Source organism: Kribbella antiqua (assembly GCF_004345665.1).
GTDB lineage: Bacteria > Actinomycetota > Actinomycetes > Propionibacteriales > Kribbellaceae > Kribbella > Kribbella antiqua.
Map to the genome: position 1 here is coordinate 170,476 of NZ_SLWR01000013.1, position 18,577 is coordinate 189,052.

Sequence of the window (18,577 nt, forward strand, 5' to 3'; positions counted from 1 at the left end):
TCCCCCAAAGTGTCGTGCACATCAAGCGAGCCAGTCGGGAATCCGATCCGGTGCGAGCAATTGGTACCGCTGCCGCAGGCGCATCGCGTTGCGGTTGCCGGGATCGTCGAAGCCCAGGAAACGTAGGGCATTGCGGCCGAGGAAGCGTTTCGTGGCGGCGACGCCGAAGGCCTTGCGGTACTGCGAGCGATAGCTGTCGAGGAACTGGTCGTGAGCCGGCAGGAGTGCCTGCATGAACCAATCCGAGCCGAACATCAACCGGTCGGTCATCGGTGCAGTTTTCGCGGTCGCGGCCATCATTTCGCCGAGCATCGCGAAGTAGGCGCGCGCGATGCCGGTGTCATCGATGCGATGGTTGCCGACATCGGCGTACACATGCTCGTTGGCCACTGCGAGCTTGGCCATCCGCCAGGGCCAGCCCGAGGCGGGCTCGTTCGCGCGGGCTCCGCCGAAGTGGCCGAGGTTGACGCGGAGGCCGGGAAACTCCCGCAGGGCCGCGGTCCAGCCGACCGGCCCGGCGAAGTCCTTGAAGGAGTCGTCCGCATAGTTCGACCGGTTCGCATGCGCGGTGATGGGCACCTGCTCGGTCTGGCACCAGTCGTAGAACTTCCGCAGTTCGGAGTCGACGAGCACGGCCTCGGTGGCGGTCATGTCGATGGTCGCTGTGTTGCCCAGTGGCAACCATCCCATCGGCGGATAGACCTTCACGCCGACGAACCCGTGCTCGAGGACCGCTGACTTGACCACGTCGAACGGCGTTTCGGCCAGCCCCGCGAGCACCGCGTTGACCTGGCGGCGCGGGTCGAAGCCGATGAAGGGATGCAGCCTCGCGTTGTCGACACCCGGCAGCCGGCCGAGCATGCTCAAGCTGCTGATGCCCTCGAACAGCTCGACCTGCTGACGAAGTGTCGTCTTTGCCCGATCACCCAGACCGGTGTCGAGATCGACGAGCAACGGGCAGAACAGGTCGACCTGGGCCGATGAGTTGCGCACAAGTTCGGCGGCGAGGTCGAGCCGCGACAGGCCGAACAGCTTGGCCCATCGAACGGCGCGGCGGGCATCGGCGAGGCGATCGGTCCACCCCTCGGCGGATGGCGCCCCAGCATCGGTACCGGTGCCAGTACGACGCAGTTCTGTCTCCAGCGAGCTACTGAGTCGCCGGACGAAGATGGGATCCTGTGCCAGCAGATCGTCGAAAGCAACATCTGTCTGACTCTCGAGTCCGCCGACGGACTCCAATCCGGCCGCGGCTCCGAAGGTCGCTGGACCGAGTACGTCGGCGACGGTCTCGCCACCTGTCGCGAGTAGACGCCGGATGCGCGCCATGTCTTCGGCATAGCCCGGCGCGGCGCCCTGCACGACCCGATCGATCAAGGTCGCCAGCAACGGACCCAGCGCGGGCGTGTGCAAGTGCAATCGCTGCACGAAGCCCCGCACCGGAAGGTCATCCGCATTGAACACGTGACAATGCACGTCCACCACGAAGTCTGCCATCGCACCCGCCCCTAGTGTCGAAGAATGGCACCGCCGCGAGGTGGAGTCCAGGCCACGGCGAGACCTATTCGGCGGACAAGTATTTGTTTTTCAACGATCGGGGGTTCTGTTGCGAGGGGTTGCTGAGATGTGCGGTGGTGCGCCACGATGAAAATCGCGTGTCCGCCGGGATCCCTCGGCGGAGTCGCATTCTCAAGGGGGAGGAGGATGCGTGGCCGGGGAGGAATGGGCGGCTGTTCAGGATCGCCTGATGGCCTCGTACGACGAGGTGCGCGACGAGCTGCTCGGAATCCCGGGCGTCGTCGAGGTCGGCGTCGGACTGCGCCGGCGCGCCGGCCGGATCGAGGACGAGGCCGTGTACGTCGTCTCGGTGCGAACGAAGCTGCCTGCAGCGGAAGTCCCCGCGGGTGAGCTGATCCCGGACTCGATCCGCGGTGTGCCGATCGACGTCGAGGAGTACACCGAGCCGATTCCCCTGCTGGGCTTCGGCGATGAGGACGACAAACGCAACTACGGCACGAAGGTCGGCGGAGTGTCGATCCGGGCCGAGGGCGCGGGCGGACATGGCACCCTCGGTTGCTTCTGCAAGCGGAACGACGACAACAGTGTGGTCCTGCTCAGCTGCCATCACGTGTTGTTCGACGGCAACGCCGAAGAAGATTCAGGTGTCGGTCAGCCCCGGTACGACGCGAGTTGCTGCTGCACCTGCAACGAGATGGGCAAGGTGCTCAAAGGCGACAAGAACGTCGATTGTGCAATCGCCTCGGTCAAGTCGGACGTCAAGTTCTTCCCGAAGATCCGGCGGATCAAGAGATCGGACGGAACGGTCGAGGAAGAAGGCCTGATTCTCGGCGTGGCTGCGCCCGTACTGGCGCAGATCGTCTGGAAGGTCGGCAAGACGACGGGCCTGACCCGGGGCAAGGTGACGAAATTCGCGCCCCGAATCGAGATCGAGGTCGAGCCGCCGTTCAGCACTTTCGCGAAACCCGGCGACTCGGGATCGGTCGTGGTCGAGAAGGCGACCGGCATGGTGGTCGGGCTGTTGCGCGCGATCACCACCAGCGACGGGAAGACCGGGATCATGCGGAGGATGGCCGACGTCCTGGCCGTGCTCAACATTTCACTCATTCCGAGCGATCCCAATGCGGTCTACACCGAGGCGTACGACGAGGACGGCGAAGAACTCTTCCCGTTGCCGGCGGCATCGCCGTTCGACAGCCTGGTGGGACGGTTGCGAGACGACGAGGCCGGCCGGACGCTCCTGAGAATTGCCGACCGGCATGTGCAGGAGTGCCTGGCGTTGGTCAATCGGCGGCGCGAGTTCACGGTGGCGTGGCATCGCAGCCGCGGTCCCGCCTGGCTCGCCAGCCTGGGCAGAAGTGCGCGGGATCCGATCTACCGGATCCCCGAGCAGATCGATGGGGTCGAGCGTGCAGAGGCGCTGCGGCGGATCGAGCTCGCACTTGCGGCTGAGGCGAGTGACGACCTTCGGGCCGACCTCGCCGAGTTCGGTCCGTCGTTGGCCGCCGCGTTCGGAGCCGGATCCAGCGTGGACGACATCCTCGGCCGTCTTCGGATCCCGGCGAGCGCGCGATGACGAGCTACGAGGAGAAGAAGGCAGAGACAGAGCGTCTGAAGGCGCTGCTTCCCGCGGTGCGCGAGGAGTTGATGCGGATTCCGGGCGTCTCCCGGGTGGCCGTTGGTGCACGGGAGCGCGCCGGCGAGATCGTCGAGGAGTTCGTCTTCCGCGTGCATGTGGACGAGAAACTGCCCGAGTCCGAACTGCCGCCCGACCAGCTCGTCCCGCGCGAGATCGCCGGAGTGCCGACCGACGTCGTGGTGAAGCGGCTGCCGGTCAACGAGATCGGGTTCAACGACGAGAACGACCACACCGACTACTCGCCCGAGGTCGGCGGGTCCCGGATCGGGGCGGAAGTGGCCGGAGGCACCGGAACCCTTGGCTGCTTCTGCCGCCGTACGGATGACGACAGAGTCGTCCTGCTCAGCAACTGGCATGTCCTGATCGACCCTGGCGGTGACATCGGGGACGGCGTCGGACAGCCGCGGTGGCGCGAGTCGTGCTGCTGTGCCTGCGGCAAGATCGGCGAAGTCCTCGACTACGACGAAGACCTGGACTGTGCGATCGCCGAACTCGACTCCGACATCGCCTATGCGCCCAAGATCCGGCGGATCCTGCGCGCCGACGGCGCCACCGAGCTCGAGGGCCGGATCGAGGGTTCGGCCGCGCCCGTCGTACTGGACGAGGTCTGGAAGGTTGGCGCGCGTACCGGGCTGACCAGAGGCATGATCACCGATGTCGACCCGGGCCGGGTGGAGATCTCTCCGCTGGATCCGTTCCCGCGGATGAGCAACAAAGGCGACTCGGGTTCGGTGTATGTCAGCCTCGCGACCGGCATGGTCTGCGTGCTGCACAACAAGGGCAACGGCAAGGAAGGCTTCGGCATCCCGTTCGACGAGGTGATGCTGCAGCTCCACATCGACGTGATCCCGACCGACCCCGACTCCGCCTACACCGTGCTGGACTGGATCGACTCCGACCGTCCGGTTCCGATCAGTACACCGTACGCCGACGTGGCCGAGCGACTCAGGCTGACGCCGGGTGGTCGCGAGCTGCTGAGGCTCGTGGCGCGGCAGCGGGACGAGTGCCTCGAACTCGTCGAGAACCACCGCCGCTTCACCATTGCCTGGCATCGGAGCGGCGGACCGGCGTACTTGGCCGCGCTGGCCCGCAGCGTGCGCGATCCAGACTTTCAGATCCCGCGGCGTTTGGCCGGCGTGGACCGAGCGGAGGCGGTACGACGCCTCACGTCAGCGCTGAGGGCGGTCGGCAGCCCAGAGCTCCTGGCCGATCTGGACCTCTTCGCGTCGTCTCTCGGGCAAGTGCTCGCTGAGGCCGACACAGCCGAACAGCTTCTGGAGAAGTGGGAGGAAGCCCGGCAGCTCGTCGGGTGACACGTCATGGCGGAGGACCCGGGAACACTTGCTGCGATCGCGGCCTCGCTTGCCCGGGTCGTCCAGCCGCTCGAGGACCGGCTTGCCGGTGGTGACCTGAGGCTGCTCCTGGCCGAACTCGGGCTCAACCTCCCGTCCAGCATCGACGCGGACGCGGCGCTCGGAGCGGCTGGGCAGTCGGCGATGCAACGACTCACCGATCTGCCGGCGATCATCACCGCGCTCGCAGAGGCCGTGTCGGACGAGGACACCGCCGCGATCGTCGGCAAAGCGCTGGAGCTGGCCAATGCTGTCGGCGGCGTGGTCAAAGACCTCACCTCACTGGCGAACACGATCAAGTCGCTGGCCGGGACCGACATCCCGGCGGCGGAACTCAATCAGTTCGCCGACCAACTCCCGGGCCGGCTGGTCGACTACCTCCTTGTCCGCAACCTCGAAGAGCTTCCTGGCGTCGCGGCCGCGCTCGATTTCGTCGGGTTCATCGAGCGGATCGACGCACCGGCTGCGGATGCTGCCCATCCCGCGTTTGTGCGGCGGGTCGTGCAGATAGGGCAGCTGACCGCGTTCCTCGCCGATCCGGCCGCGCAGCTCAAGGCCAAGTATCAGTGGGGCGATCCGGCTTTCACCGGCCTCCCGTTGCTGCAGAAGATCACGTCCCTGTTGACCGGTGCGGGCGTTCCGGCGGTGCTCGATCTCGCCGGGCCGACGCCCGTACTGGATGTGATGGTGCTGGAGGTCAGTCCGAAGCTGGATGCGCCAATGGGTCTGCGGGTGCGGATCGCCCATCCGCTCGTGATCGACCCGGCGCCATTCAGTCAGGACGACTGGGAGATCAGCATCAGCCTGAACACGCAGCTCGAGCCCGGGGTCGAGATCATCATCCAGCCCGATGACGGGGTCTCGCTCAAGCCGATCGGTACGACACCGGTTCAAGGCGACCTGACCGTGCGCTGGCAGGGCGGCAGCCCGACCGGGACGCCGTACGTCGTGATCGGCGAGCCCGGCGGGAGCCGGCTGGAGGTGCGGCAGTTCGGCGCGACGGCGAAGGTCGGGTTCGCCTGGAACTCCGCGCTGAGTCAGGGCGAGGGGACGTGGAAGATCGGCGGCGACGTGAAGGGCGGCAAGCTCGTCGTGTCGCTGGCTGGTGCCGACGGGTTCCTGGGCAGCATCCTCGGTGGGTTCGGCCTCGAATCCGACTTCGACCTGGGCATGGGGTTCTCCTCGGCCGAGGGACTGTTCTTCTCCGGCTCGGCCACGCTCGACATCCAGTTGCCACTGCACGTGCAACTCGGGCCGGTCGAGTTGAGTGCGCTGACCATCACCGTGGGACTCGGCGATTCCAGCTTCCCGATCGGCTTGCGCACCAACCTCAAGGCTGCCCTTGGTCCGCTGCAAGGTGTCATCGAGCAGGTTGGCGTCGGCGCGGAGGTGAGCCTGCCGGCGGACCGCCAGGGCAACGCGGGCCCGGTCGACTTCGAGCTGAAGTTCCTGCCACCCAAGGGCGTCGGGCTGTCACTGGACGTCGGTGTGGTCAAAGGCGGCGGCTACCTGTTCATCGATCCCGAGCGCGGTGAGTACGCCGGTGCCCTGGAGCTCGCACTGTTCGGAGTCGTCACGGTCAAGGCGATCGGCATCATCAGCACGAGGATGCCGGACGGGTCGACCGGGTTCTCGCTGCTGATCGCGATGTCGGTCGAGTTCGGCACCGGCATCCAGCTCGGTTTCGGGTTCACCTTGCTGGCGGTCGGCGGCATCGTCGGGCTGAACCGGACGATGAACCTGCAGGCGCTGGCCGACGGTGTGCGGACCGGCGCGATCGAGTCGGTGATGTTCCCGCGCGACATCATCGCCAACGCGCCGAAGATCATCAGCGACCTGCGCACCTTCTTCCCGCCGCGGAACGGCAAGTTCCTGATCGGCCCGATGCTCAAGCTCGGCTGGGGTACGCCGACGGTGGCCAGCATCTCGCTCGGGATCATCATCGAGATCCCCGGCAACCTCGCCGTCGTCGGGGTGGTCAAGGTCGCGATCCCGGCCGACGACGTGGCGCTGATCGTGTTGCAGGTCAGCTTCATCGGGGCGATCGAGCCGGACAAGAAGCGGGTCTGGTTCTTCGCGTCGCTGTTCGAGTCCCGGATAATGTTCCTCACCATCGAAGGCGAGATGGGCCTGCTGGTTGCCTTCGGCGACGACGCGAACTTCGTCCTCAGCGTCGGCGGCTTCCACCCGCGGTTCGCACCGCCCCCGCTGCCGTTCCCGAGCCCGCGACGGGTGGCGATCGACCTGATCAACACGCCGGTCGCCCGGGTGCGGATCGAGGGATACTTCGCCGTCACCACCAACACGGTCCAGTTCGGCGCCCGGATCGAGGTCTTCTTCGGGCTGAGTGCGCTGAACGTCCAGGGCCATCTCGCCATCGACGCACTGTTCCAGTTCTCGCCGTTCTACTTCGTCGTCGAGATCTCCGCCTCCTTCTCGGTGAAGGCTTTCGGAGTCGGGGTCTTCTCCGTCGGCATCCGTGGGACCTTGCAAGGACCGGCGCCGTGGAACATCAAGGGCCATGGGTCGATCTCGTTGCTGTTCTTCGACATCGGTGTCGACTTCGAGAAGACCTGGGGCGACGCCAGGAACACCGAGCTGCCGCCCGTCGCGGTGCTGCCGATCCTCGAGAGTGAGCTGAAGAAGGTCGAGAACTGGCGCGCGATCCTGCCGGCCGGAACCAACCTGCTGGTGTCGCTCCGGCCGATGCCGGCGGCGGAGGTCGCGCTGATCCTGCATCCCGTCGGTGTACTGCGAATCTCGCAGCGAGCGGTGCCACTCGACCTGAAGCTGGACAAGGTCGGCGCGCAGAAGCCGAGTGATGTGAGCAAGCTGTCCGTCGTGGTGACCGGCGGTGGTCTGGCCCGGAAGGACGATGCCTTCGAGCCGTTCGCGCCCGCGCAGTTCCAGAACTTCACCGACGCGGAGAAGCTGTCGAAGCCGGCCTTCGCACCAGAGCACTCCGGGGTCGACCTGTCGGCCGCCGGGGACGACGTCCGTTCGTCGGTGATGGTTCGCCGGGTGGTCCGGTACGAGGAGATCATCATCGACACCTTGTACAGACGGTTCGCCCGCAGGTTCCGCGGCTACTTCGGGGTGCTGTTCAGCTTCTTTCTCAACGGCGCGGCGGTCGCGCATTGCGAGTTGTCCAAAGCGGTCAAGACGAAGCTGCAGCCGTTCGAGGACAAGATCGACGTACGACCGGAGACGTTCACGGTCGCGATGCAGTCGACCAACCGCGCGTACTCGACTGCATCCTTCTACAGCGAGGCGAGTGCGCGGGAGTTCATGGCGAGTCAAGTCGCCGTGGATCCCGACCTGGCTGACGCCGTCCACGTGATTCCCAGCTTCGAGGTGGCGCTATGAGCCCGGCCCTCGGGACGTATTCCTTCCTGCCCTGGCTGCGGCAAGGGCTGGCGAATCAGATCCAGTCGCCGGACTTCGCCGACGTGAAGGTCCGGGCTCAGATCACCGTGGATCTCGAAGCCCGCGGGGAGAAGCTGGCCGGCGGCAGCCAGAGTGCTCCGGTCGGCCGACCGGTGTCCCTGTTCGGTCCCGGCGACATCGTCGGTATCGACCGGCGGGCCATCGTCCGGGTCGAGCCGCGGGACTGGATCACCAACTTCGAGCCGAATCACCTGCCACAGATCGAGTTCTACGACGAGGACTTCCCCTGGCGCTACACACCGGCCGCGCCCGATGTCGCCCGCGGTCGACTCCGGCCCTGGCTAGCACTCGTCGTACTGGCCGAAGGCGAGTTCACCGAAGGCACCGACACCAGGAGCAAGCCACTGCCGTACGTCGATGTGCCGGATCTCTCGGTGTTCCCGAAAGCGGAGGAGCTGTGGGCCTGGGCGCATGTCCACGTCAACCGGAGCCTCGCCGACAACGATGGCGAGTTCCGCTCGACCGACATGGGCAAGGTGATTCCGAAGCTGGTCGCGACCCTGGCGGAGAATCCGGACCTCGCCTACTCGCGGCTGCTGTGCCCACGGAAGCTGGCCGAGAACACGGCGTACCACGCCTTCCTGATGCCGACCTTCGAGTCCGGTCGCCGCGCAGGCCTCGGGCTCGAGCTGGCCGATGTCGTCGCGACCATGTCGGCGTGGGATCCGGCCGCCAGACCGCAGGGTCAGTCCTTTCCCTTCTACCATCGCTGGTTCTTCCGCACCGGTACGTCCGGCGACTTCGAGACCTTGGTGCGCCTGCTCGTTCCGAGGGTGGTCGATCCCCGGGTCGGCTTCCGCGAGCTGGACCTGCAGGAGCCGGGATCGACTGTCGACGGCGTCGACAACCCTGACCTCGGCGGCATCCTCAAGCTGGGCGGCGCACTCCAGCCACCGTCGAAGGTGCCGCCTGATCCGCCTGATGTCTTCGAGCTGTGGGACGACCCGTTCCCGCGTCCACTGCAGCTCGACCTGGCCCGGCTGCTGAACCTGCCCGACGAATACCAGCTCGCCGGCGATCCCGACCCGATCATCACCCCGCCGCTGTACGGAACCTGGCACGCCCTCACCAAGCGGGTCCTCACCGAGCACGACGGTACGCCGATCACCCCGAACGACAACTGGATCCACCGGCTCAACCTCGACCCCCGATTCCGGGCCGCGGCCGGGATCGGCACCAAGGTCATCCAGGATCAGCAAGAGAAGTTCATGGACGCCGCTTGGGAACAGATCGGCAAGGTCCTCGAGGCCCAGCGCCGCATCTGGCTCGGCCAGTTCGGTCTCCTCGTCTCGGATGTCTGGTACGACGCTCACCTCGTGCCGGCCGTCGGCGTCAGCCGGCAGCAGGGATTGTTGCTCTTGGCACCGTTGAACAAGCGGATCGTCGGCGACGGCGTCACGCTGCACCACACGTTCCGCGAGGCGTTCGTGCAGCCCACCATCACGTCCTCCGCGCTGCGCCGGGCGGTCCGGCCGCGCGGTCGATTGATCCAGTCACTCCCGTTCGACGCCACGCATGCTCCGGGCCAGTTGCTCGAGCGCGTGAACGACGAAGAAGTCAGTGCTGCGCCGCCCAAGGTCGCGCCGCCCGGCGTTCTGACCGGCGAGGAGGCGGCTGCTCAGGCGCAACCGGCCGGAGTGCCGCCCGTCGTACTGGAATGGTTGAGGCGTTACCCGTTCCTGCCGGTGCTGGTGTTCCTGGCTGCCGCCGTACTTGGGGCGTTGCTGTTCATCTTGCTGCCTTGGCTCATCGGTCTGATCCTGGCGCTGTTCGTTCTCGGCGCTGGGTTCCTGCTCTATCGACTGCTGACGCGGTGGGCGCGCGCAGGGCAAGCGGCCGACCTGGTGGATCTCACCGCGTTGACGCCGGAGCTGATCGACCGCCTGCCGGGCTTTTCGGACTTCACCATCAGCGAGCCTGGGGCAGGCGTGGTGCCACGTCGGCCGGGAGTCGACAGCGTCGAGGCCGTGCGGTTCAAGCAGGCGCTGCGGGACACGTTCGGCGGCGTGCAGGACAGCGTCGAGGCCGGGCGTCCACCGAAGCGTTTCAGGCTCGATCTTCAGGGTCTCGCGACGTCGGCGATCGAGGCCGTGAAGCCGGTCCGGACGATCCCGAAGCGAGTGCTGTCCGGGATCGTCCTGCCGCCCCGAATCACCGACGACCTGGTCGAACCCCCGCGGGAGACCTTCGTCGAACCGATGGCCTATCCCGTCATCGACCAGCCGATGTACGAGCCGCTGAAGAACCTGTCGTCGGAGTTGTTCCTGCCGAACATCAACCTGATCGAGCCGAACAGCATCACCTTGCTGCAGACCAATCAGCGCTTCATCGAGTCGTACCTGGTCGGCCTCAACCACGAGTTCGCTCGCGAGCTGCTCTGGCGCGAGTATCCGACCGATCAGCGCGGGTCGACCTTCCGGCAGTTCTGGGACGTCCGCGGTTTCTTCAACGCCGAGAACCTCGACGACGAAGCGCTGAAGGAGAAGCTGCGCGACATCCCGCCGCTGCATCTCTGGCCGAAGGCTTCACTGCTCGGTACGCACGACCATCGCGAGCTGCCGGGCGAGAACGAAGAGGAACTCGTCCTGGTGATCCGGGGCGAACTGCTGAAGCGCTATCCGAATGCGGTGATCTATGCGCATCGAGCCTGCTGGCAGCGCAAGAGCGTCACCCCGGCAGATGCGAATCGCGAGCCCTGCGCACGCTCCGGCGCGATCGACAACACCGTCGAGCGGCGGCTCGTCTCACTGACCGCGGCGGAGGAGGAACGGCCGCCGACCAGCAAGATCCTCACGCCGCTGTACGAGGCCAAGGTGGATCCGGACATCTACTTCTTCGGTTTCGACCTGACCTCGAAGGACGCCAAGGGTGAGTCGGGTGAGGAGCCGGACGACGACCCCGGCTGGTTCTTCGTCATCAAGCAGCGCCCCGGAGAGCCGCAGTTCGGCCTCGACAACGAGCAGAGTCCGGATCTCCAGGTGTGGAACGACCTGTCCTGGCCGTTGATCCAGCCGGCGGCGGCCGGAGCGCATATCGACATCGCGAGTGCGCCGGCGCAGCTGAGCGTCGCCAATCCGGGCAGCTCCGACGAGAAGTATCCGCAGTACCTCGACGACAGGAACATCCAGTGGAACCGGAACACGATGAGCTCAGCTGATCTGGCCTACATGACCTTCCAGGCGCCGGTGCTGGTCGCCGTACACGCGCACGAGATCCTGCCGTGACCGACTTCACCGACCTCCGCGTACAGCTCCGGCATGCCCGGGAGCAGGTCAGCGGTATCGCGAGCCAGTCGGCCGCACTCGTCGAGCGGCTGAAGCAGATCGACGTACGCACGGCTCAGTTGAACCGGGTCGCCTCGGCCGGCAACGAGGCGTACGACGCACAGCGGGCGGAGCTGGAGCGGGACCGGCGCGAGGTCGTCGCGGCTCTCGAGGAACTCCGGCGCAGTCGTCGCGAGGCGATCGCGGTCGAGGCGGAACTGGCCGGACAGTTCGGCGAATTCACTGACCCGCGGGAGGGGCTCGCCCGGCTGGACGACGGCATTCCGATCCTGATGATGCCGGTCCGGGTGGAGACGCGTTTCAAGAAGGATGAGCTGTGGGTCCGGGTGTTCCCGGACGACTGCTGGGTTGACGGATTCGACCCGGAGCTGTCCGAGACCGAGCTGACCAACGTACGCCGGTACTGGACCGGGATCTGGCAAGCCGGCGGCATCGAGGATCAGGAACGCGGCGCGTGGACCGTGCTGGTCGAGGCCCACGGGTCCGGGCGAGCAGGGTGGATCGTCGACGCCTACCAGCCGGCCAATCTCGCGGACAAGCCGGTGAAGGTGCGGGCCGAGGACGTCGTACTCACGGTGCCTGTGGAGAGCGCATTGGCCGACGCCGACGCGGTCGCCGGCTACTGGAGAGATCTGTGGCTCGCGGATGGATCGGCGGCTGGGTCCGCGGCCGCGGAGGCGGCGCTCGAGGCTGCGGTGGGAGCCGCTCGGGCGGACGAGATCCGGGCCGGCTTCGTTCCGGCGAACTTCACGGCGGCCGTTACCGGCGGGCTGACGAAGGCGGAGGTTGCCGTCTCGGTGGCGTTTGTCGAGCTGCCTGCGATCGCTACGAGGGAGAGCGCTTGGTCGAGTGCGCCGCGCGCCACGATCCTTCCGGACCGGTTCGTGTTCCTCGGGTACGAGCAGGCCGGCGGTCAGCCGTCGGTGATCCGAGTCGGTACGCCGGTTCCGTCGCCGCTGGTCGTCGGGCCCAACCCGTCCGCGCCGGCGGCGGAGCAGCTGCACCACGACGAGCACGGCAACCTGGTGATCCCGGACGAGCTCGCCTGGCTGGTGGACTTCGACGCGGCGGAGAAGGTCGGGATGGCGATGCGGATCTCGCTGACGCCGACGCAGGCTTCGCGCGGGTTCGATCGGGTGCTGGTGCTCGGCGTACGGCTCAGTGCCGACGAAGAAACCGCACAGACGGAACTGGAGACGTTGCTGCGGCACCACTCCTACAAGGGGAGCGGGCTCGCGGTGGTGCCGCAGGGGACCCCCACCAACAACACCGAGGCTGTCGGCACCGGCTTCGACCGGCAGGACGACGCGGACGAGAGCTTCGACGACCGCCGGCAGCCGTTGTTCCTGGCGCAGAGTGGCTGGCTCGACAAGGCCGACGGTCAGTGGCTCGCGGAGTACCTCGGTGTCGATCCCGGCTTGTTCTCCACCACCCACGCCGCGGATACGCAGGACCAGTTGACCGCGCGGGCGATGAACACCGCGCTCTGGCCGGCGACGATGGGCTATTGGATGGAAACGATGATGGCGCCGGTCTTCGACGACAGTGCGATCGAGACCACCCGCGAGTTCTTCACCCGGTTCGTGATCGGTGCCGGCGCGTGTCCCGCGATCCGGATCGGTCAGCAGCCGTACGGGATCTTGCCCGCGACGCCGCTGTCGCGGATGAACTGGCTCGAGCAACGGCCTGATCGGGTTCAGGACTTCGGCCAGTTGCAGCGGCTCTACCGAGTTCTTCTCGACCTCAAGACCGACTTCGACGGCATGGTCCCGAACCTGTCCAGGGTCGGCGCGAGCGGCGATCCCCATGCACTGTTGCTCGATGTTCTCGGCCTGCATCCCGGGTCGGTCGAGTGGTCGCAGCGGTACGCCGAAAGCCTCAAGACGCTGTTCAACCGGCTGAACCTGCTGGGCTTCGGCGGGCTGATCCAGAAGCTGCTGATCGCGGCGCAGCGTCAGGCCGCCCGGCAGAAGCTGACCGACCTGGGCGGGGTCGGAGAGGCGGATCCGAAGATCCTCGACCTCGTCTTCGCCGGGAAGCACAACGTGCTCAAGGGCGGCGTCATCGACGACGTACCGCTGTCGGAATCGGACCCGATCCGGCCGTCGACCGACGACGGCAGGAACTACCTCGAGTGGCTAATCGACGCGGCCAACACCTCACTCGACGCGCTGTATCAGCAGAAGGGATTCGTCGACAACAAGCGACCGGCCGCACTCCTCTATCTGCTCCTCCGGCATGCGCTCCAACTCGGCTACTCCGACGTCAGCATCCGGCTGCATCAGGACGCCGGTCTCTACACGGCCGCGCAAGCTGCGATCGCCCGCGCCGACGACCCGTTCCTGCATGTCCGGGACAACAAGCTGGTCAGCGAGAGCCGTTATCAGCCGTTGTACGTCGCGGCGACGGAGATCACCGGGACTCCGGACAAACCGGTGCACGAGTTCATCGGCGAGCGTTTGAGGGCCCTTCAACTGCACTTTCACCTCAGCGATCAGCTGGCCGCACTCGACCGGCTGAAGGACCAGCCGACCGCCGTACTGGAGCGAGCGTTGGCGGACCACGTCGATCTGTGTTCCTATCGGCTCGACGCCTGGCTGCTCGGGCTGGTGAACGTGCAGCTGGCCATGATGCGCGGCCTGCGCGACGGGTCGGAGACACCGGCCCGCCAAGGCATCCACCTCGGTGGGTACGCGTGGCTCGAGGACCTGCGGCCGGACCGGCGAGAGCTGATCCCGGTCGAGCTCGATGAGGAACTGGCGACCATCTTCGCCGGCGACTCGCCATTGCTTGCCGACAGCACCAATCAGGGCTACGTGCATGCTCCGTCGCTGAACCATGCGGTTGCGGCCGCCGTACTGCGCAATGGCTTCCTGTCGAACGCGAGTCAGGCGAATCGGCAGACGATGGCCGTCAACCTCACTTCGGAGCGGGTTCGTGTTGCCCTCGGCATCATCGAGGGCATCCGCACCGGGCAGAGCATGTCGAGCCTGCTCGGCTACCAGTTCGAGCGCGGTCTGCACGACCGGCACGGGCTCGCCGAGGTCGACAAGTTCATCTACAAGCTGCGCAAGGAGTTCCCGCTCCGGGCGGACCGGATCAAGTCGACGAAGTCCGAAGACGGCGATTCGATCCAAACCATCGAGGCCCGGAACGTGATCGACGGTCTTGCGCTCGTCGAGCACATGGCGAACACGCAGAAGCCCACCTATCCCTTTGGGAAGACGACGCTGCCGGACGCGAGCCCGGCCGAGGCCACCGCCCTGAACGCCGAGGCCGACCGGCTCCGCGAGACGCACGACGCTGTCGCGGACCTGGCCCTGTCCGAGGGTGTGTACCAAGCCGTGCTGGGCAACTACGACCGGGTCGCGTCGACCTACGACGCCTATGCCCGCGGCAACTTCCCGCCGGAGCCGGACGTGGTCCGCACGCCGCTCAACGGAACAGGTCTGACCCTGCGAGTCGGCCTGCACCTCGACCCGGCCGCGGATCCAGCGACGTCACCGATCGCCGGGACCTCGATGACTCCTCGGGCTGTTGGCGAGCCCGGTGTGAACGCTTGGCTGGCCGGTGTTCTGCCGCCACCGGATCAGATCGGTTGTGTCGCGTCGTACCGCTCGGCCGCGACAGGGACCACCGAGACGCTGGAGATCACGCTCGATCAGCTCGGCCTGCAACCCGCGGATCTGCTGGCCATCATCCGGGAGGACACCGAGTCGTCGATCAGCGAGCTCGACGACCGCATCGTGCAACGCGTGATCGCCGATGCGGATCCGCGGCCGGACGTGCTGGTGACGATCGAGTACCTCACGACGCAGACAGCGCCGTACAGCGTCTTCGAGTTGCTGCCGGGTCTTCGCGCCGTACGGCGATTGACGACCAAGTCGCGGCCTCTTCGGTCCAGTGATCTGACGCTGATGAACGAGTCGAGCAGCACGCAGGACGCTGCGCCTGAGTTCGACAAGGACCGGATCGACCGGGTGCGGAACGCGTTGCTGGACGTCCAGACCGACCTCGCGGCGTACGCCGCGAGCATCGATGGACCGCTCGCGGATCTGGACAACCGGCGCGACGAGCTCCTGACCGGGATCGACACGTTCATCGACGATCTGGCCGCCTTGCTGGCCAGGGTGGCTCTGTTCGGGATGCCGCAGGCCGGCTGGGCTTTCGCGTACGACTTCCGGCGGAGCTGTTTCGCGACGATGCTGGCGCAGGCGGCAGAGCTGGTGACGCGATGGGACGGGAAGCTTGCGGAGTTCGACGCTCGCGTGGCTGAGGCCGGGTTGGCGGCGACGGATGAGGAGAAGTTCGAGCTGCTCACGCAGGCCGAGCGGGCGATCTCGACGATCATCACCTCGCCGTTGCCGGCGTTACCGACGTACCTCAATGAGCTGGTCAACGTGAAGAGGCCCGCGTTCGTTGCGAAGCGGGCCGCCTTTGACGCGTTCAAGAACTCAACCCGTCGGGGTGTCGCGGCGCTTCTGGCGGATCTGCGGGCGGCGCTGCCGATCGCGGCCTTCGACTTCGTGCCGTTGGAGCTCGGCAAACGCGAGGACGAGATCATCCGATTCGCTCAGGACATCAGTGCTGTCGTCACCGTGATCAGCGCGGAGGTCGACCGGCGTCTCACCGAATCGCAGGACCTGTTCGACGAACACGACGCGACGGCCGACGCCACAGCCCGCGTCGATGCGCTGGATCGGGCCGCGAAGGTTCTGCTGGGGGACGACTTCCGCATCTTCCCGCGGTTCCGATTGTCGACAGCGCAAGGCGACGAGCTGACCAACGCGCATGTCGACTCGGCGTCGAACCACTTGTTCCGGCACCTCACCACGCCGACCGATCCGGCCGTCGACCCCGTCGATTTCCCGGTCGACGAATGGATGTACGGCGTCGCCCGGGTGCGCGAGAAGCTGAACGCCTGGGAGCAAACGGTGATGTTCACCGGAGCCCTCGGCCGTCCGGAGCCGGAGCTGACCGCGATCCAGTTGCCGTACGTCCCCGACGATCACTGGCTCGGGCTCGACTTCCCGGCGGACAAGACGCTGGACAGTGATCGGCTCCTGTACACCGCCCACTACTCCACGCCGTTCGACAAGACGAAGCCGCAGTGCGGGATGCTGCTCGACGAGTGGACCGAGACCATCCCTGACCAGAGCATCGACACCGGCATCGCCTTCCACTACGACCGGCCAAACTCGGAAGCGCCGCAGACGATGTTGCTGGTGACGCCGTCGGAGTTCCGCGGCGCGTGGCAGTGGAACGACCTGGTTGACGCCCTGAACGAGACGCTGGACTTGGCCAAGAGCCGGGCCGTGGAGCCCAAGCATCTGGACGCTTCGCCGTACGCGCCCTTCTTGCCCGCGACAGTGCTCGCCACCCAGGTCAGCCAGCTTACGATCGCGATAGATCTTGCCCTCAACAACAAGATCGCCCTGCTGGAGGACTGACATGCCGTTCAGCATCACGCGCAATCTCGGCTCGGTCATCGCGAAGAAGTCGCGGCCGGCGATCACCATCTGGAACCGGCTCGAGGGCCGGCCGCGAGCGGAGAACTTCGACCGCGCACTGCGGGCCGAGGTCCGGGACGCGTTGTGGATGCTGACCCGGCAGTGGCAGATGGGCGAGTTCCAGGGCGACGACGCGGGCTCGCCGATCGACGTGAGGGTCCATCTGGAGACGACGAAGCTGCAGAAGTACCAGGCGGTGCTGGGTCCGGTCGAACCGTTCGACGACCAGATCCCGCTCGAGGCACATGTCGAGCGGATGGCGGTACCGATCGAACAGGGTGGCCATGAGATCGCGCTCGACCTCCGGCTGCTGCTCGGGCGGCAATGGCTGAAACTGATCCGCACTGTGTCGCCGGCTCCGCTGGTTGCCGAGCAGTTCATCGGCCGGTATCCGATTCACCTGCCGGATCCGAGGGATCTCGATGATGCTTCGACGTGTGCCCATCCTGAGGCGTGGTCGAGTTTTACTGCCGTGGCGACGCGGCGGATGGACGGGGTCAAGCTGCTCGACCACCTCGCCTCGGCGGCGAATCATGCGTACGACGGGATCCCGGCGCTGGTGGGGATGGAGGGCCAGGTCGACGTCGTCGCGGAGCGGTTCGTCCGCTGGTTCCGTCGTGTCTTTCACCAGCCCGAAGGACCGGGTGCCTGGCAGAAGGAGCGACTCGAGTATCAGTTCGCGGTATCGGCGCCGTACGGCGAAGTGGAGAAGGTGCTGGTCGCGGAGGAGTACTACCAGGGTCATCTCGACTGGTACAACTTCGACGTCGACCCGGCTCGGAGCACGCTCGGAGACGTCGACCCGGCTGCTGTTCCGCCTAAGCCGCACACTTTGTCGATGCTGCCGACGCAGGCGACGTTCAACGGGATGCCGAACACCCGCTGGTGGCGGTTCGAGGACTCCCGGACCAACTTCGGCGATATCAAGCCGGACACGACCGACCTGGCGAAACTGTTGCTGATCGAGTTCGGGCTCGTGTTCGCGAACGACTGGTTCGTCGTACCGTTCACCGTTCCGGCCGCGACCATCGCGGAGATCCAGGGCATGGCGGTCACGAACGTGTTCGGCGAGCGGACCTGGGTCGAAGCGGCCGGGCGTGGCGACGACGATGACTGGCAGCGCTGGGCGATGTTCCTGGTCTCGATTCGCGGCAAGGGTCATGAGCCCGCCGACCGCAGCCTGGTGCTGCCGCCGGCGGCACGTCAGGTCCTCGAAGGACGGCCGCTCGAGCAGGTCATGCTCGGCCGCGACGAGATGGCCAACATGGTCTGGGGAATCGAGCAGACGATCGCTCTCCCGTCCGGTGACCCCGCGAACGGGCGGGAGGCGGCGGAGCAGACTCGCGTGTTCTACGAGGCCGACTTGGAACGCCGCCTCGGCGCACCACCCGAGCCGCTTCCGCCGGCCGAAGGTGCGAAGATCCGCTACAAGGTGATGAGCTCGGTCCCGGAGAACTGGATCCCGCTGATCCCGGTCCATGTCGCGGGCAACAACAGGGAGGTCCAGCTCCAGCGGGCAGCGATGCTCCGGATCATGGAAGGCGACACCGCCCCCACGCCGGATCCCGTCCGCCCGCGCACCTCCCTGCTCCGGCCCGGCCTCGAAGACACTCCCCAAACCGGCTACCTCCTCCACGAGGAGGAGGTGCCCCGCGCCGGAACCGTCGTATCGACCAGTTTCCAGCGAACCCGCTGGAACGCCGGCCGTACGTTCGTCTGGCTCGGCGTCCGCAAACAGACCGGCCGCGGCGAAGGCTCGAGCGGCCTGGCCTTCGACTACCTGGCCGACGTACCGCCTCCCAAGGACTGACACGCCTGTCGTTGACCCCT

Annotated in this window: 7 protein-coding genes; 6 read left to right on the forward strand and 1 reads right to left on the reverse strand. The window is 66.6% G+C overall.

Annotated elements, in window-relative coordinates; genetic code table 11:
• Positions 1-21 precede the first annotated feature (21 nt).
• A complete protein-coding gene (locus tag EV646_RS32590) occupies positions 22-1,494 on the reverse strand; it encodes an amidohydrolase family protein (RefSeq protein WP_132155478.1) in 1,473 nt (490 codons plus the stop codon).
• A 211-nt stretch (positions 1,495-1,705) separates the two neighbouring features.
• Here EV646_RS32590 and EV646_RS32595 point away from each other — a divergent pair, with 211 nt between their 5' ends.
• The 6 genes from EV646_RS32595 to EV646_RS32620 are packed head-to-tail and all read left to right on the forward strand — an operon-like array spanning position 1,706 to position 18,557.
• Entirely contained in the window at positions 1,706-3,091 is a 1,386-nt protein-coding gene (locus tag EV646_RS32595; protein ID WP_132155480.1) for a hypothetical protein, read from the forward strand.
• Positions 3,088-4,467, forward strand: coding sequence for a hypothetical protein (locus EV646_RS32600; RefSeq protein ID WP_132155482.1), 1,380 nt, complete (start codon positions 3,088-3,090; stop codon positions 4,465-4,467). The genes EV646_RS32595 and EV646_RS32600 overlap by 4 nt, the downstream gene beginning before the upstream one ends.
• Positions 4,468-4,473: 6 nt before the next feature.
• Positions 4,474-7,872 carry a DUF6603 domain-containing protein gene (locus EV646_RS32605; RefSeq protein WP_132155484.1) on the forward strand — a complete coding sequence of 1,133 codons (3,399 nt, stop codon included), beginning with the start codon at positions 4,474-4,476 and terminating at the stop codon, positions 7,870-7,872.
• Positions 7,869-11,177: a hypothetical protein gene (locus EV646_RS32610; protein ID WP_132155486.1), complete on the forward strand. Its 3,309-nt coding sequence runs from the start codon at positions 7,869-7,871 to the stop codon at positions 11,175-11,177. The genes EV646_RS32605 and EV646_RS32610 overlap by 4 nt, the downstream gene beginning before the upstream one ends.
• Entirely contained in the window at positions 11,174-16,687 is a 5,514-nt protein-coding gene (locus EV646_RS32615; RefSeq protein ID WP_132155488.1) for a hypothetical protein, read from the forward strand. The genes EV646_RS32610 and EV646_RS32615 overlap by 4 nt, the downstream gene beginning before the upstream one ends.
• Before the next feature lies 1 nt (position 16,688).
• On the forward strand, positions 16,689-18,557 hold the full coding sequence (locus EV646_RS32620) for a hypothetical protein (protein ID WP_132155490.1): 1,869 nt from the start codon (positions 16,689-16,691) through the stop codon (positions 18,555-18,557).
• Positions 18,558-18,577 lie beyond the last annotated feature (20 nt).

Bases quoted from the DNA above. Each gene is read 5' to 3' on its own strand.
- EV646_RS32590 (WP_132155478.1), bottom strand. From the start codon at position 1,494: ATGGCAGACTTCGTGGTGGACGTGCATTGTCACGTGTTCAATGCGGAT.
- EV646_RS32620 (WP_132155490.1), top strand. From the start codon at position 16,689: ATGCCGTTCAGCATCACGCGCAATCTCGGCTCGGTCATCGCGAAGAAG.
- EV646_RS32610 (WP_132155486.1), top strand. From the start codon at position 7,869: ATGAGCCCGGCCCTCGGGACGTATTCCTTCCTGCCCTGGCTGCGGCAA.
- EV646_RS32605 (WP_132155484.1), top strand. From the start codon at position 4,474: ATGGCGGAGGACCCGGGAACACTTGCTGCGATCGCGGCCTCGCTTGCC.
- EV646_RS32600 (WP_132155482.1), top strand. From the start codon at position 3,088: ATGACGAGCTACGAGGAGAAGAAGGCAGAGACAGAGCGTCTGAAGGCG.